Source organism: Aquisalimonas asiatica (assembly GCF_900110585.1).
Classification (GTDB): Bacteria; Pseudomonadota; Gammaproteobacteria; order Nitrococcales; family Aquisalimonadaceae; genus Aquisalimonas; species Aquisalimonas asiatica.
Map to the genome: position 1 here is coordinate 930,647 of NZ_FOEG01000001.1, position 14,820 is coordinate 945,466.

Annotated in this window: 14 protein-coding genes and 5 tRNA genes; 3 read left to right on the forward strand and 16 right to left on the reverse strand. The window is 66.2% G+C overall.

Translation table 11 applies throughout. The annotated features are described in order from the left end of the window. The 5 genes from BMZ02_RS04345 to BMZ02_RS04365 all read right to left on the reverse strand — a co-directional run. Window positions 1-1,203, reverse strand: a 1,203-nt coding sequence (locus BMZ02_RS04345; RefSeq protein WP_245753927.1) for an efflux RND transporter periplasmic adaptor subunit, incomplete at its 3' end; no start/stop codon positions are given. A gap of 298 nt (window positions 1,204-1,501) precedes the next feature. Beyond that, window positions 1,502-1,577: transfer RNA gene (locus BMZ02_RS04350), tRNA-Lys, on the reverse strand. 13 nt (window positions 1,578-1,590) lie between these two features. Then, window positions 1,591-1,666 (reverse strand) — tRNA-His (locus BMZ02_RS04355). Window positions 1,667-1,701: 35 nt separating this feature from the next. After that, window positions 1,702-1,778: transfer RNA gene (locus BMZ02_RS04360), tRNA-Arg, on the reverse strand. Between the two features lie 36 nt (window positions 1,779-1,814). After that, a tRNA-Pro gene (locus BMZ02_RS04365) sits at window positions 1,815-1,891 on the reverse strand. A gap of 165 nt (window positions 1,892-2,056) precedes the next feature. On the opposite strand from BMZ02_RS04365, the gene folD reads away from it, so the two are divergent. Both folD and BMZ02_RS04375 read left to right on the forward strand, forming a co-directional pair. Beyond that, entirely contained in the window at window positions 2,057-2,914 is an 858-nt protein-coding gene (gene folD / locus BMZ02_RS04370) for a bifunctional methylenetetrahydrofolate dehydrogenase/methenyltetrahydrofolate cyclohydrolase FolD (RefSeq protein ID WP_091640203.1), read from the forward strand. A 69-nt stretch (window positions 2,915-2,983) separates the two neighbouring features. After that, complete coding sequence (locus BMZ02_RS04375) at window positions 2,984-3,364, forward strand: PilZ domain-containing protein (RefSeq protein WP_091640205.1); 381 nt, start codon at window positions 2,984-2,986, stop codon at window positions 3,362-3,364. Window positions 3,365-3,377: 13 nt separating this feature from the next. Here the strand turns inward: BMZ02_RS04375 and radA are convergent, their stop codons facing one another. The 10 genes from radA to rnr form a co-directional block, all read right to left on the reverse strand. Next, a complete protein-coding gene (gene radA, locus BMZ02_RS04380; RefSeq protein ID WP_091640206.1) occupies window positions 3,378-4,751 on the reverse strand; it encodes a DNA repair protein RadA in 1,374 nt (457 codons plus the stop codon). Continuing rightward, complete coding sequence (gene alr / locus BMZ02_RS04385; protein ID WP_091640208.1) at window positions 4,732-5,838, reverse strand: alanine racemase; 1,107 nt, start codon at window positions 5,836-5,838, stop codon at window positions 4,732-4,734. Before alr ends, radA begins: the two co-directional genes overlap by 20 nt. Then, entirely contained in the window at window positions 5,835-7,223 is a 1,389-nt protein-coding gene (gene dnaB / locus BMZ02_RS04390) for a replicative DNA helicase (protein WP_091640420.1), read from the reverse strand. The genes alr and dnaB overlap by 4 nt, the downstream gene beginning before the upstream one ends. 121 nt (window positions 7,224-7,344) lie before the next feature. Further along, a complete protein-coding gene (gene rplI / locus BMZ02_RS04395) occupies window positions 7,345-7,791 on the reverse strand; it encodes a 50S ribosomal protein L9 (protein WP_091640209.1) in 447 nt (148 codons plus the stop codon). 46 nt (window positions 7,792-7,837) lie between these two features. Continuing rightward, window positions 7,838-8,689 carry a YybS family protein gene (locus tag BMZ02_RS04400; protein WP_091640211.1) on the reverse strand — a complete coding sequence of 284 codons (852 nt, stop codon included), beginning with the start codon at window positions 8,687-8,689 and terminating at the stop codon, window positions 7,838-7,840. A 30-nt stretch (window positions 8,690-8,719) separates the two neighbouring features. After that, window positions 8,720-8,944: a 30S ribosomal protein S18 gene (gene rpsR / locus BMZ02_RS04405; RefSeq protein ID WP_091640213.1), complete on the reverse strand. Its 225-nt coding sequence runs from the start codon at window positions 8,942-8,944 to the stop codon at window positions 8,720-8,722. Beyond that, window positions 8,944-9,297, reverse strand: coding sequence for a primosomal replication protein N (gene priB, locus BMZ02_RS04410; protein ID WP_091640215.1), 354 nt, complete (start codon window positions 9,295-9,297; stop codon window positions 8,944-8,946). Before priB ends, rpsR begins: the two co-directional genes overlap by 1 nt. Before the next feature lie 20 nt (window positions 9,298-9,317). After that, on the reverse strand, window positions 9,318-9,752 hold the full coding sequence (gene rpsF / locus BMZ02_RS04415; RefSeq protein WP_091640216.1) for a 30S ribosomal protein S6: 435 nt from the start codon (window positions 9,750-9,752) through the stop codon (window positions 9,318-9,320). 172 nt (window positions 9,753-9,924) lie between these two features. After that, window positions 9,925-10,662 carry a 23S rRNA (guanosine(2251)-2'-O)-methyltransferase RlmB gene (gene rlmB, locus BMZ02_RS04420; RefSeq protein ID WP_245753928.1) on the reverse strand — a complete coding sequence of 246 codons (738 nt, stop codon included), beginning with the start codon at window positions 10,660-10,662 and terminating at the stop codon, window positions 9,925-9,927. After that, entirely contained in the window at window positions 10,659-12,986 is a 2,328-nt protein-coding gene (rnr, locus tag BMZ02_RS04425; RefSeq protein WP_091640218.1) for a ribonuclease R, read from the reverse strand. The genes rlmB and rnr overlap by 4 nt, the downstream gene beginning before the upstream one ends. A 226-nt stretch (window positions 12,987-13,212) precedes the next feature. Here rnr and BMZ02_RS04430 point away from each other — a divergent pair. Next, window positions 13,213-13,299 (forward strand) — tRNA-Leu (locus BMZ02_RS04430). Between the two features lie 170 nt (window positions 13,300-13,469). Here the strand turns inward: BMZ02_RS04430 and BMZ02_RS04435 are convergent. After that, entirely contained in the window at window positions 13,470-14,774 is a 1,305-nt protein-coding gene (locus BMZ02_RS04435; RefSeq protein ID WP_091640220.1) for an adenylosuccinate synthase, read from the reverse strand. Window positions 14,775-14,820: the final 46 nt, after the last annotated feature.

Genomic DNA, 14,820 nt, shown 5'->3' on the forward strand with positions numbered 1-14,820 from the left:
CTCGTCGTCCTCGTCGTCCTCGTCGTCCTCGTCGTCCTCCAGCTCCTCTTCGGAGAGGTCTTCATCCGCTGGCGGCAGGACACCGAGCACGTCCCGCGGATCATCGTCTTCATCCCGCGGGGACGGCTGCGGATCGACGCGGTCCCCCTCTTCGAGGTCGGCGATTCCGCCCACGATCACGCGGTCCCCGTCTTCAAGACCATCGGTCACGAGGAAGTCGTCGCCAAGGTCCAGCCCGACCGTGATGTGCCGCTTCCTGAGCCGATCGTCGTCATCAAGCAGGTAGAGCGCCGGCCCGTCCTGGTCATCCACCAGGCCGGCATGGGGTATCCGGAATCCCCAGCCGGCGTGGAGGCCGGACACAGCCAGCCGGACGAACTGACCGGGCATCAGCTCTTCGTTCGGATTCGGGAACACGGCGCGGGCGTCCACGGTCCCGGTGTCGGGGTCGACGGACGCCTCCGTGTAGTCAATCCGCCCGTGTTCGCTGTATTCGTTGCCGTCCCGATTGCGCAGGACGACGGTAATCCCGGTGCCGCTGCGAATCTGCGCTCCGTAAGCGCTCATGTGGCCTTCCGGAATCGCAAAGCGCACATGAATGGGGTCGAGCTGGGTCACCGTCGTCAGCAGGTCACCTGCATCGATCAAGCTGCCCTCCGGCGACTCCTCCATCCCGGCAACGCCCCGCATGGGCGCCTCGACCACAGTGAAGTCCAGGTCGATCCGCGCTTCGGCAAGCTCCGCCTCGGCCAGGGCCACCCCGGCGCCGGCCAGCTCCAGCTCGGACTGCGCCTCATCACGCTCCCGGGCACTGGCGGCGTCGTCGTCGTAGAGATCGGAGACCCGCTGCCACTCGCGCTCCGCCTGCCGCTGCTCGGCCTCGGCACGCTCCAGCTCCGCTTCCGCGCTCTGCACGATCACCTCGTAGGGGGACGGGTCGATACGGAACAGCTCCGCGCCTTCTTCGACGATGGAGCCTTCGGCGTACCCACGCCGATCCAGCAACCCGTCGACGCGGGCGCGAATGTTGACCTGTCTGGCGCCGAAAGTACGCCCCGTGTAGGTCCTTTCGACCGAAACGGGCTCCCGCTCAACCTCGCGGACGGGAACCTCGGGCGGCGCCACCTCCGTATCCGACTCCTCTTCCGACTCGACCTCGCAACCGCCAAGAGCGAGCACGGCAATCAGGAACAGCACGGCCACCGTTGCCTTTCCGCAACAATAGGGACGCAAGAGATAAGTCGGGATCATTGGCGGAGCACCCTGGGCTGGATCCGTTCGGTCATCGAGACGCGATATCCCGCGACGCCCAGGACCGCAGTACTCCGGCCCCTCAGGGAACGCGAGGGCATTCGAGTTACGTTCAGCCCTGAACCGGACGCCCCGGCCAGAGAAGACCGTTGCCAGGCAGCAACACATCGTTGCGTGGCAACCAGACCACAATAGCGTGGCGCGGAGGGAAAAGAAAAGCCAGGCGGGCGCCTGGCTCTCAACGGAATCCTGGTGGGCCGTCTAGGACTCGAACCTAGAACCTACTGATTAAGAGTCAGCTGCTCTACCAATTGAGCTAACGGCCCGAGACGAAAGAAGTGGGGTGGACGATGGGACTCGAACCCACGACGACTGGAATCACAATCCAGGGCTCTACCAACTGAGCTACGCCCACCATTGTTACCGACTTGTCCGCATTGCCGACCGGACTGGCGCGCCCGGCAGGACTTGAACCTGCAACCCTCGGCTTAGAAGGCCGATGCTCTATCCGGTTGAGCTACGGGCGCTCGGTTACATCCTGTCATGACCTGGCGCGAGAGTCATGGTCGGGGTGGAGGGATTCGAACCCCCGACTTCCTGCTCCCAAAGCAGGCGCGCTACCAGGCTGCGCCACACCCCGAAGAGTCGCTCCAATCAGCCCCGAACGACATCCCGGCTGCGGAGCGAAGAATGATACGCAGCCGGCATCGGTGCGTCAATTGTACGCTTGTCGCTTTCGAATGCCGCGTGCGAGAATCTCCGACCATCCTGACCGCCTCGACTCACACGGAGCCACAACAGCCCAATGACCGCAGAAATCCTCGACGGTAAGGCCGCTGCCCTTCGACTACGTCAATCCGTTGCCGCCGGCGTTGCCCGGCGTACCGGAGCAGGAGGGCGCGAACCGGGGCTGGCGGTCATTCTGGTCGGGGACAACCCGGCATCCCAGGTGTATGTCAGCAAGAAGCGGGCGCAATGCGAAGAGGTCGGCATCACGTCTTACGCTTACGACCTTTCCGCGACCACGGGCGAGGAATCGCTCCTTGAGCTGATCGACGCCCTCAACGCGGACCCGTCCATTGACGGCATTCTGGTGCAGCTCCCGCTGCCACCGCAGATCGATGCCCAGCGCGTCATCGACCGGATCGACCCGGCGAAGGACGTGGACGGGTTCCACCCGGTGAACATGGGGCGCCTGGCCCTGAAGCTGCCCGGGCTGCGCTCGTGCACGCCCCGCGGCGTGATGACGTTGCTGGAGGACGCCGGCGTCTCCCTGCCCGGCAAGGACGCCGTGGTTCTGGGGCAATCCACCATCGTCGGTCGCCCCATGGCGCTGGAGCTGCTCAACGCACGGTGCACGGTCACCATCTGCCATAGTCGCACACGCGACCTGGAGACAAAGATCCGTAACGCCGACGTGCTGGTCGCCGCGGTCGGTCGCCCGGGATTCGTGCCGGGCGACTGGATCCAGGAAGGTGCCGTGGTCGTGGACGTGGGCATCAACCGGCTGGACTCCGGGAAACTGACCGGCGACGTCGATTTCGACACCGCCAGCCGGCGGGCCGGCTGGATCACGCCGGTGCCCGGTGGCGTGGGGCCCATGACGGTCGCCACCCTGCTCTCGAACACGCTGGAAGCCGCCGAGGCGCGAGACCCGATCTGAGGCAGCACGTCGCCGCCACCACGCAGCGGTGCTAAGGTAGCAGTGAAAACCAGCGGCGAGAGACCCCGAATGGCACCTTCCACAGAAAGACGGCAGTTCAGCCGGATTCAGTTCGACAGCCCGGCACGGCTGAATACCGCGGCGGACACACTGGATGTGCGGATCGTGGACATCTCCCTGAAGGGCGTTCTGGTCCTGCTACCGGAAACCGGCACCGTCTCCGATGCTGAACAGTGCCGGCTCGACATCCCCCTGACCGACGAGCTCCACATCGAGATGACCCTGGAGGCTGCGCACCGCCGCGATCAGCGCGTGGGCTTCCACTGCACGCACATCGATATCGAGAGCATGGGGCACCTGCGGCGCCTGGTGGAACTCAACCTCGGCGACGCGGACATACTGCGGCGAGAGCTCGCCGAAATGGCCGACGAGGGCCACGCTTCATCCTGACACGCCGTCTCCATCAGCGGCTGAACACCGCCTCCATGGCCTCCTGCAGGCGCTCGACCGGAATGACCTCCAGACCGTTGACGGCCTGACGACCACGAGGCGCGTTCTTGGCCGGAACCACGGCGCGCCGGAAGCCGTGCTTCACCGCCTCGCCCAGCCGCTCCTCACCATTGGGAACCGGCCGGATTTCCCCCGCCAGCCCCACCTCGCCGAAAACCACGCAATCCGAAGCCAGCGGGCGGTCACGGAGGCTGGAGAGCGCCGCCAGCAGCACCGGCAGGTCGCTGGCCGTCTCGGCCACACGCACACCGCCGACCACATTCAGGAACACATCCTGATCCCCCGTCATGACGCCGCCGTGGCGTAGCAGCACGGCCAGGAGCATGGCCAGCCGGTTGCCGTCGAGACCCACGGCAACCCGGCGCGGCGTCGACGACGGACTCTCCGCCACCAGCGCCTGGACCTCCACCAACAGCGGCCGACTGCCCTCGCGGGTCACCATGATGGCGCTGCCGCTCACAGGCTCGCTGTGCCGGGAGAGAAAGATGGCCGACGGGTTCTTGACCTGCTTGAGGCCGCTTTCGTCCATGGCGAACACGCCCAGCTCGTTCGCCGCCCCGAAGCGGTTCTTGACCGCACGCAGCAGCCGAAAGCGACTCCCGCCCTCACTCTCGAAGTACAGCACGGTGTCGACCATGTGCTCCAGAACCCGCGGGCCCGCGAGCTGGCCATCCTTGGTGACGTGGCCGACCAGAAAGACACTGGTCTCCGTCTGCTTGGCGTAGCGGATCAGCCGCGCGGCGCTCTCGCGCACCTGGGCGACCGCGCCCGGCGCGGACTGCAGCGCTTCGGTGAAGACGGTCTGGATGGAGTCCACCACCAGCACCCGCGGGCGGCGCTGCCTGGCGTGCTCGAGGATGGCCTCCACGCAGGTTTCGGCCAGCACCTCGAGGGCGTCGGCGGCCACGCCCAGCCGGGAGGCGCGCAATGCCACCTGGCGCAGTGACTCTTCACCGGTGACGTAGAGCACACTGTCGCGGGACGCGAGATGCGCCATGGTCTGCAGCAGCAGCGTGGACTTGCCAATGCCGGGATCGCCCCCCAGGAGCACGGCGCCGCCGTGCACGAGACCACCACCGAGGACCCGGTCCAGCTCCTGCAGACCGGTGGAGAAACGCGCCTCCTCCGACAGCGCCACCTGGCCGAGCGTGGTGACGCCGGCGTCTCCGGCATACTGCCGCGCCCCCGTGGGCTGCCCCGGGCGCTCGGGCGCCCGCACGATCTCCTCGAGCGTATTCCAGGCGCCGCACTCGGGACATTGCCCCGACCACTTCGGGGTGGTCGCCCCGCAGGCCGTGCAGCTGTATTCAGTCTTCGTCCGCGCCATGGGGGTCCCGTTCTTCCTGGAAATGCACCCGCTGGGTCACGGTGCAGAACAGTTCATAGGCAATGGTCCCCGCATGCTCGGCCACTTCTTCCGCCGGCAGGCCGTCCCCCCACAGGGTCACGGTGTCCCCCACCTCGGCGGGTTCGCTCAGGCCGCGCAGATCCAGGCAGATCATGTCCATGGAGACCCGGCCAATGAGCTGCACCCGCTCACCGTTGACGAGGACGGGTGTGCCGGAAGGGGCGTGGCGGGGATAGCCGTCACCATAACCGATGGCGGCCACCGCCACCGGCATGTCCTCGGGACAGGTCCAGGTGCCGCCGTAGCCGATGGCATCGCCCGCGCGGTGCTGGTAGATAGCGTTGATGCGGGTCGTGAGCGTCATCGCCGGTCGCAGGGGGGCGTGCAGTGAAGAGCCTGCTCCGAACGGCGACGCCCCGTACAGCATGATGCCGGGGCGCACCCAGTCAGCGCGGGTGTCGGGCCAGCCGAGCAGCCCGGCCGAGTTGGCCAGGGAGCGTTCACCCCGCAGGCCTGCGACCGTGTCGGCAAACGCACGGCACTGCCGCGGCGTTGCCCCGGAATGGGGGTCATCCGCTTCCGCCAGGTGGGTCATCATCCGCAGATGGGGCGACACGCCGGACAGCCCGGACAACCGTTCGTGGGCATCACGAACCGCATCAAGCGGCAGACCCAGCCGGTGCATGCCGGAATCCACCTTGAGCCAGACGTTCACCGGCCGCGTCAACCGTGCGCCCTGGAGGACGCTGATCTGCCAGTCCGAGTGTACGGCCATGTCCAGGCGATACCGGCTCACCAGCTGGATCTCGTTGGGCTCGAACGGCCCCTCGAGCAACAGGATCGGGTGGGCAAACCCCGCCTCGCGCAAGGGAATCGCCTCTTCCAGAGAGGTCACCGCGAAGGCGTCGGCGTGGCGCAGCGCATGGGCCACCCGGAGCAGACCGTGGCCATAGCCGTTGGCCTTGATCACTGCCATCACCCGCGCCCCGCCGGCCGCCTCCCTGGCCACGGCCAGGTTGTGGCGCAACGCAGCAACGCTGATGACCGCCCGCGTGTTCCGGCTCACTGCCAGCCCTCGCCCCCGTAGACGTCGTGAATATAGTTCTCGAAGCGCGTGTACTGGCCAAGAAATGTCAGCCTGCAGGTGCCGATGGGGCCGTTACGCTGCTTGCCGATGATGATCTCGGCGCTGCCCTTGTCCGGACTGTCCTCGTTGTACACCTCGTCGCGGTAGATGAACACGATGACGTCCGCATCCTGCTCGATGGCACCGGACTCGCGGAGATCCGACATGACGGGGCGCTTGTTGGGGCGCTGCTCCAGGGAGCGGTTCAGCTGGGACAGTGCGATCACCGGCACATCCAGCTCCTTGGCCATGGCCTTGAGACCACGGGAAATCTGGGAGATCTCCGCGGTCCGGTTCTCCTTGAACCCGGGCAGTTGCATCAGCTGCAGGTAGTCCACCATGATCATGGACAGGCCGTGCTCGCGCTTCAGCCGGCGCGCCCGCGCCCGCATTTCCTGGGGGGAGAGCCCGGGGGAGTCGTCGATGAACAGCCTGGCTTCGGAGAGCAGGCTCATGGTCGAGGTCAGCCGTGGCCAGTCGTCGTCGTCAAGATTACCGGTGCGGATCTTCTGCAGCTCGACGCGGCCGAGGGACGAGAGCATGCGCATGGCCAGTGCATCGCCGGGCATTTCCATGCTGAACACCGCCACCGGCGCGTCGTCCTTCAGGGCCACGTGCTCGGCGATGTTCATGGCGAAGGTGGTCTTGCCCATGGAGGGCCGCGCGGCAACGATGACCAGATCGCCGCCCTGCAGCCCGGAGGTCATGTGATCGAAGTCGGTAAACCCGGTGGGCACACCGGTCACGCTGCCATCCTGGTGATAGAGCGTGTCGATGCGCTCAACAACCGTTGGCAGGATATCGCGGACGCCGACAAACCCCTGCTGAAAACGCCCGCTGGTCTCCGCGATCTGGAAGATCAGGCGCTCGGCCTCTTCCAGCAGGTCCTTGCTTTCACGACCATCCGGCTTGAACGCCGAACTCACCACCTCCGTGCCCGCGCGGATCATCTGCCGGAGAATGGATCGCTCGCGCACGATGTCTGCATACGCGGCAATGTTGGCGGCGCTGGGGGTCTCCGCCGCGATGCTGCCCAGATACCCCATGCCGCCCGCATCATCGAGTTCGTTGGATGTGCGCAACGCCTCGGCGAGGGTCACCACGTCCATGGGACGCTGCTGCTCGGCAAGCGCTCCCAGTGCGCGGAAGATGAGACGGTGGTCGTGACGGTAGAAATCGTCTTCGCTGACCCGGTCGGCGACGTTGTCCCAGGCCTCGTTATCGACCATCAGCCCGCCAAGGACGGCCTGTTCCGCCTCCAGCGAGTGCGGAGGCACTTTCAGGGCGGAGATGTCCAGCTCTTGCGCGGGATTCGATTCAGCCATGGAGTAACCCGCCACCCCTCATCCGGAACCGGTTACCGGGTGCCCCCGGCCGTAACCCGATACTGCACCACCCCGGCGCCCGCGACCCGTGGCCGCGGCCCCCGGGGCCGGAGCCACACCCTCAGGTGCTCTCCACCACGACGCGCACGGTGGTGTCGACGTCGGTGTACAGATGCACATCCACATCGTACTCGCCCACGACGCGGATCGGCCCCTCGGGCATGCGCACCTCGTGCTTGGCGAGCTCCAGCCCGGCCTGCTCCGCGGCATCGGCAATATCCGCCGGGCCAACCGAGCCGAACAGTTTGCCTTCGTCACCCGACTTCGCGGCGATGGTCAGCGTCACTTCGGCCACCTTGTCGCGGCGCGCCTGGGCAGCGGCCAACGCGTCTGCAGCAGCCTTCTCGAGCTCTGCGCGACGCTCTTCGAAATACTTGATGTTCTCCGGCGTCGCCGGCTTTGCCTTGCCATGCGGCACCAGGAAATTGCGGCCGTAGCCGGGCCGCACAGTGACCTTGTCACCCAGGTTACCCAGGTTCTCTACCCTTTCCAGGAGAATGACTTCCATCGTTCCAACCCCAATGATTTTCAAAGCCCGAACCGGCCCAGCCGGCTCACCCACCGTTTTCCCTGATCAGGCGTTGCCGCAGATCAAACCAGGTATCAAGAATACCCAGTAGGGCGTACAGCTTGAACAGAAACGGCATCAATCCATACACGGGCACCAGCATCATCCAGTGCCAGCCCCGCGCGTGCGCCACGCAGTGCGCCACCGCCAGCGCCTGTACCGCAAACACCCCGGACACCAGCAGGGACAGGTCGTAAACCAGCCCCGGGCCCGTGAATGTCGCCAGCAGCATGACGACCAGCGTCGCGGCCGCGAACCGCCAGTCCAGCCGCAACCCGTGGAATTCCTCACGGAATCCCCCGGGATTGTACAGGACCGCCTGCCACCAGCGAGCCAGCAACAGACTGCCCAGCGACAGGGTCCACAGCCCGAGAATCCAGAACCCGGACATCACCGGGCTGAGCGAGCGGATCAGATCCACCCCCTCCTCTCCCTCGAACATCCCGTCGAGCGAGCGCGCCCAGAAGGCGGCCGGGTCCTGCACCACGGCGTACCAGACTGCCAGGGCAACACCGCCCAATCCGGCACTGACAAGCACGGTCAGCGGCAGCGACACCGTGGCCCTCAGGACCACGGCGAGCACGAACACCGGCAGCCAGTATTCCAGCAGCCCGCCCACGGAGACCATGGGGTTCACGCCCATGGCGGCAAAGGCGGTGCCCATGGCCAGCGCAGCGCCCGCCATGACCAGACCACCCTCCGCTGCTCCACGCCGGAGCGTGACCAGCGCGAGAACGGCACCGCCCAGCCAGGCAAGCAGCGGCAGCAGCGTCGCCGCGACCATGACCAGCAGCGGCTGCCACCGGCCCTGCATGATGAACGCCAGCACCGGTTTCACGGAACCGCCCCGCGATGCGCGCCCGGACTGTTAGTGGCGATCCGTGTACGGCAGCAGGGACAGATAGCGTGCCCGCTTGATGGCGCGCGCCAGCTGCCGCTGGTACCGGGCGCTCGTGCCGGTGATCCGGCTCGGGACGATCTTGCCCGTTTCGGTGACGTAATTCCGCAGCGTGGCGAGATCCTTGTAATCGATCTCCTTCACGCCTTCGGCGGTAAAGCGGCAATACTTACGGCGACGGAAAAAACGTGCCATTACTCGACTCCTTGCGTTTCATTCGTTAGCGGCTGGATTCGCCTCGCGAAGACCACCAGCCGATGCTGTTCGGGACGGTGCCCGGAGCGCCCGAGATAACCGAGCACCCGGACCGGGCTCCCCGCCCGCAACCTGCCGATCACATCCTGCAGCGCCTGCCCTCTGGCATGAACGGCAATGCGGAACCGCACCTCGCGATGCTGGCCGGCTTCCGGTTGACCCGATTCATGTTCCAGGGTGAAGCGGCTCACAGGGACACCGGCGGGAGTCATGCGGGTTTGCGGATCGTCCAGCAGCTGGCCCGTCAATGCCAGACGATTGTCCGGCCAGGGCGGCTGGGTATCACTGCCCATCCGCAGACTCCCCGCCAGGCTCAGCTCTCGGCTTCGCTGCCGGCAGTTTCCTCGGTCTGGGCTTCTTCCGCCGGCGCGTCCGAACGCTGCTCGTCACGCGGACGGTCCTCACGGCGGCCACGGTCCCTGGTTTCGTCTTTCTCCTTCATCATCGGCGAAGCGTCGGTGACGGCCTCGTCGCGGGAGAGCACGAAGTGCCGGATGACAGCATCGTTGAAACGAAACGTGGAGGTCAGTTCGTCGAGCGCATCCTTGCCGCACTCCACGTTGAACATCACGTAGTGCGCCTTGATGAGCTTGCGAATGGGGTAGGCGAGCTGGCGACGGCCCCAGTCCTCAAGACGATGAATCGTACCGCCATTATTCTCGATAATGCCGCGGTACCGCTCCGTCATGGCCGGAACCTGTTCGCTCTGGTCCGGATGGACCATGAATACGACTTCGTAATGCCTCATTGGTAACTCCCTGTGGTTACTCGGGGCGAACCCCGGAGAAGCCTTTCGTGACCCCGAAAGGCAGGGACGGGCCAGTGCGGCCCTGAAAGCCCGGGCGCCGCCCGGGCAAGCGCGGGATTATAACGTGAGGTACACCCGCTTGGGAAGCAGCCACCCGCCAACGGCCCGGACCTCATCGCTGGCGCACCGCCTCGTAGAGCAGCACGCCGGTGGCGACGGAGACGTTCAGGCTCGACACCTTGCCGGCCATGGGAATACGGGTGAGAAAATCACAGGCCTCGCGGGTGAGGCGGCGAAGGCCGTCCTCCTCCGCGCCCATGACGATGCCCAGCGGGCCGGAGAGGTCCAAGGCCCAGGGGGGCTGCTCCGCCTGTTCAGCCGCCCCCACCAGCCAGATGCCACGCTTCTTGAGAGCGTCCAGCGTGCGCGCCAGGTTGGTGACCTGAAAGAACGGCACGTTCGCGGTGGCTCCGGACGCGACCTTGTGCACCGTGGCCGTCAGCCCGACCGCCCGGTCCCGGGGCGCGATCACGGCATGCACCCCGGCGGCATCGGCGGTGCGCATGCACGCCCCCAGGTTGTGGGGGTCCTGCACCTGGTCAAGAACCAGCAGAAACGGCGCCTCGTCCATGGCATCCAGGCGCGCCTCGAGGGCATCAAGCCCCTGGGGTTCGGGCCCACGGTAGCGGATGACCACACCCTGGTGAGACGCACCGTCGCTGAGGCGGTCCAGCTCCCGGCGGGGCACCTCCTGGATGCGTGCGCCGGTGCGGGCGAGCTCGTCCCGGAGCTGCCCCATGCGCTGATCCCGACGATTGCGCTCCACCCAGACCTCGACCACACCCGTGGGGTCGAAGCGCAGGGCGGCGCGCACGGCATGCATGCCGTGGATCAGCTCACCGGCTTTCACTGCTTCTTGCCCCCGCTGCGGCGCCGGCGCCCTTTGCCGCCATCACGCTTGCCGGGGCCACCTTTACCGCCCTTGCCGGGCTTGCGACCGCCCCTGCTACCGTCGGTCACCGGTTCGGCCAGCTCGCCGTTGGCATCCAGCGGACCCAGCATGGCCAGATCGACCTTGCGCTCGTCGGGGTCGACCTTGTCGATCCGGACGCGCACCCGGTCTGTCAGGCGGTACACCCGCCCGGTGCGTTCCCCGGTCAGGTGGTGGCCAATGGGATCGAAGCGGAAGAAGTCGTTCTCCAGCTGGGTGACGTGCACCAGACCATCCACGTACAGGCCGTCCAGCTCCACGAACAGACCGAAGCCGGTGACTCCCGTCACCACGCCGTCGTACTCCTGACCCACCTTGTCACGGATGTACTGGCACTTGAGGATGGACTCGGCATCCCGGGTTGCCTCGTCGGCACGGCGCTCGGTCATGGAGCACTGCTCGCCGAGGCCCAGGAGTTCATCCTGCCCCACGGGGAAAGTCGTCCCCTTACCGCCCTCGATCACGTGCGCAATACCGCGATGGACCAGCAGGTCCGGATACCGCCGGATCGGTGACGTGAAGTGCGCGTACTCTTCCATAGCCAGGCCGAAGTGACCGCTGTTCACCGGGTGGTAGACCGCCTGCTGGAGCGACCGGAGCATCACGGTCTGGATCAGGTGTCGATCAGGCCGGTTCTGTACACTGCGCAGCAGCTTGGCATAGTCGGCCGGCTGCGGATCGTCGCCGCCCCCGAGCGCCAGTCCGGTCTCCGCCAGGAAGCGGTTGAGATTGTCCAGGCGATCCTCGTCCGGGCCATCGTGATTGCGGAACAGGGTTGGCAAGCGCTGCTTGAGGAGATACCGCGCCGTGGCCTGGTTCGCCGCCAGCATGCACTCCTCGATCAGGCGGTGCGCATCGGTCCGCTCCGTGGGCCGGATATCCGCGATGGAGCCGTGATCATCGAAGAGAATCTGGGTTTCCGTGGTCTCGAAATCGATGGCACCGCGCCTGTTGCGCGCCTTGCGCAGGGATTCATAAACCCCGTAGAGGTGATCCAGCTGCGGCAGGATCGGTGCGTACTTCGCCTGCAGGGCCTCGTCCTGATCCACGAGAATGCGCGCCACGTCCTCGTAGATCATGCGCGCGTGGGAGCGCATGACCGCGCGATAGAACGTCGACCGCCGGATCTCGCCGCCGGTGGTGATCAGCATGTCGCAGACCATGCACAGGCGATCCACGTCGGGATTCAGCGAGCACAGGCCGTTGGAGAGCTTCTCCGGCAGCATCGGCACCACGTTGCGGGGGAAGTACACCGAGTTGCCCCGGTTACGGGCCTCCTTGTCCAGCGCCGAGCCGGGCTTGACGTAGTGGGAGACATCCGCGATGGCGACCACCAGCCGCCAGCCGGACGGCTTCGGTTCGGCGTAGACGGCATCGTCGAAGTCACGGGCGTCGGCGCCGTCTATGGTAATCAGAGGGAGGTTGCGCAGATCCTTGCGACCCTTCTTGTCCGCCTCCGGCACTTCATCCGGGAGCCGCTCCAGCTCCTTCGTCACCGCCTCCGGCCACTCTACCGGGATGCCGTAGATCAGCTGGGCGGTCTCGATCTCGGTGCCGGGGCGGATGTGCTCACCGAGCACCTGGATGACCTCACCAATGGGCTGGCGCCGGGCCTGGGGCTGCTGGGTGATCTGCACCACCACCAGCTCTCCATTGCCGGCATTCTGCTGGGACTGGGACGGCACAATGATGTCGTGGTGCATGCGCTTGTTGCTGGGCACCACGAAACCGACGCCGCTCTCCTGGAAGAAACGGCCCACCACGGTCTTGTTGGCGCGCTGGATAACGTCCACGAGGATGCCCGAGGGCTGCCCCTCGTGATTGACGCCGGTCACGCGCACCACCGCGCGGTCGCCGTGCATGACGAGGCGCATGTCCCGGGGCGAAATGAAGATCCGCTCCCCCCCAACATCCGGGGCAAGCTGGCCGTAGCCGTCCTGGTGACCGATCACCCGGCCCCGCACGAGCTCTTCATTATCCACCAGCACGTAGCCGCGGCGACGGTTGCGCACCACCTGCCCGTCACGCTCCATGGCGATCAGCCGGCGGCGCAGCCCTTCGAGGGAATCGGGATCGCTCAGGCCGAGAGCCTGGGCCAGTTCGTCACGCGTGAGGGGACGCGCCTGATCGGCAATGAACGTCATCAGGTGCTCACGACTGGGCACCGGGTTGTCGTATTTCTGTGCCTCGCGTTCCCGGTAAGGATCCACGCCGGCATCAGCCTGCTTTCGCTTTCGTGTCATAAACTCTGGTTAACTCCGGTTCTCATCTGTTGGCCCCGTTTCCGTACGAGGCTGTTCGTTGTGTGGGGGCGGCTCACGCGTGCTCAAGAGCTGCGTGGCACCGTTGCGGGACGAGCATACGCGAACACCACAGCCATGCAACGCAAAAGGCGCCTTGCGGCCGTTGACAGGCCCCACCCCCCTCGGTAAAGTACGCGCCCTGACCCGGGTTGGTTCCCGGCGAAAGGCCCAGGTGGCGGAAATGGTAGACGCGCTAGCTTCAGGTGCTAGTGGGGGCAACCCCGTGGAGGTTCAAGTCCTCTCCTGGGCACCAGACACAAACAAAAGAGGCGGCCAATCGGCCGCCTTTTTTGTTTGTGGCCGCGAAACGTTTTCCGGTGTGATGGTGGGCCTGAAGGTCCGCCCTACGGCTGCGGCAAGCTCTGTCCCGCCGCGAAGGTGGACCTGAAGGTCCACCCTACGCTGCAGGCAGCGGCGCGCCGTTCAGACCACATCCTCGTCGTAAGGATGGCGCACCATGATTGTCTCGTTGCGATCCGGGCCGGTGGAAATCATGTCCACGGGCACGCCGACCAGTTCGGACAGCTTGTCGAGATAGGCACGGGCGTTCTCGGGCAGCGCCTCCAGCGAGGTCAGCCCGGCCGTGGAACCACTCCAGCCCGGCAATTCGATGTACTCCGGCTCGCAATCGGCCATGGCTTCCGCGCCCAGCGGCGGCACGTCCTGCCACCGCCCGCCGCACTGGTAGCCAACACAGATGCGCACGGTCTCCAGGCCATCCAGCACGTCCAGCTTGGTGATGCAGAGCCCGGAAATGCTGTTCACCTGCGCCGAGCGCCGCAAGGCCGCGGCGTCGAACCAGCCACAGCGGCGTGCACGCCCGGTAGTGGCCCCGAACTCGTTGCCCTTCTCCGCCAGGTGGCGCCCGACCTCGCAATCCAGCTCGGTGGGGAACGGCCCGCCGCCGACCCGCGTGGTATAGGCCTTGGTGATGCCCAGGACGTAGTCGATGTCACGCGGCCCCATGCCCGTGCCGCAGGCCGCACCACCCGCGGTGGTGTTGGACGACGTCACGTACGGGTAGGTGCCATGGTCGATGTCCAGCAGCGCACCCTGTGCGCCTTCGAACATGATGCGATTCCCGGCCCGCCGGTGGGCGTGGAGAATGCTGATCACGTCCTCGACCATCGGCCGCAGCATTTCGGCGTGCTGCAGGCATTGGTCGTAGACCGCCTCGAACGGCTGTGCCGGCTCGCCGAAATACTGTTCCAGCACGAAGTTGTGGAAGGCGATCAGGTCACGGAGCTTCGGTGCGAGCACCTCGGGGCGCAGCAGATCCGCGACGCGGATCCCCCGGCGCGCAACCTTGTCCTCGTACGCCGGCCCGATGCCCCGGCCCGTGGTGCCGATGGCAGTCTTGCCACGCGCCTTCTCGCGCGCCTTGTCCAGCTCCACATGGGTAGGCAGGATCACCGGACAGGCCGGGCTCACCCGCAGCCGCTCGCGGGCGGGTACGCCGCGAGCTTCCAGGGTGTCGATTTCGCGGAACAGGGACGCCGGATCCAGCACCACACCGTTGCCGATAAGACAGTGCACCCCCTCACGGAGGATTCCGGACGGAATCAGGTGCAGGACGGTCTTCTCACCATCAATGACCAGTGTGTGCCCGGCGTTGTGACCACCCTGAAAGCGCACAACCGCAGCCGCGCGCTCCGTCAGCAGATCAACCACTTTGCCCTTCCCTTCGTCACCCCACTGGGTGCCGATCACCACCACATTGTTTGCCATGCTGTCCGTTCCAGTTGCCCGTGAGCGGCGTGTGGCCGCATTCGAA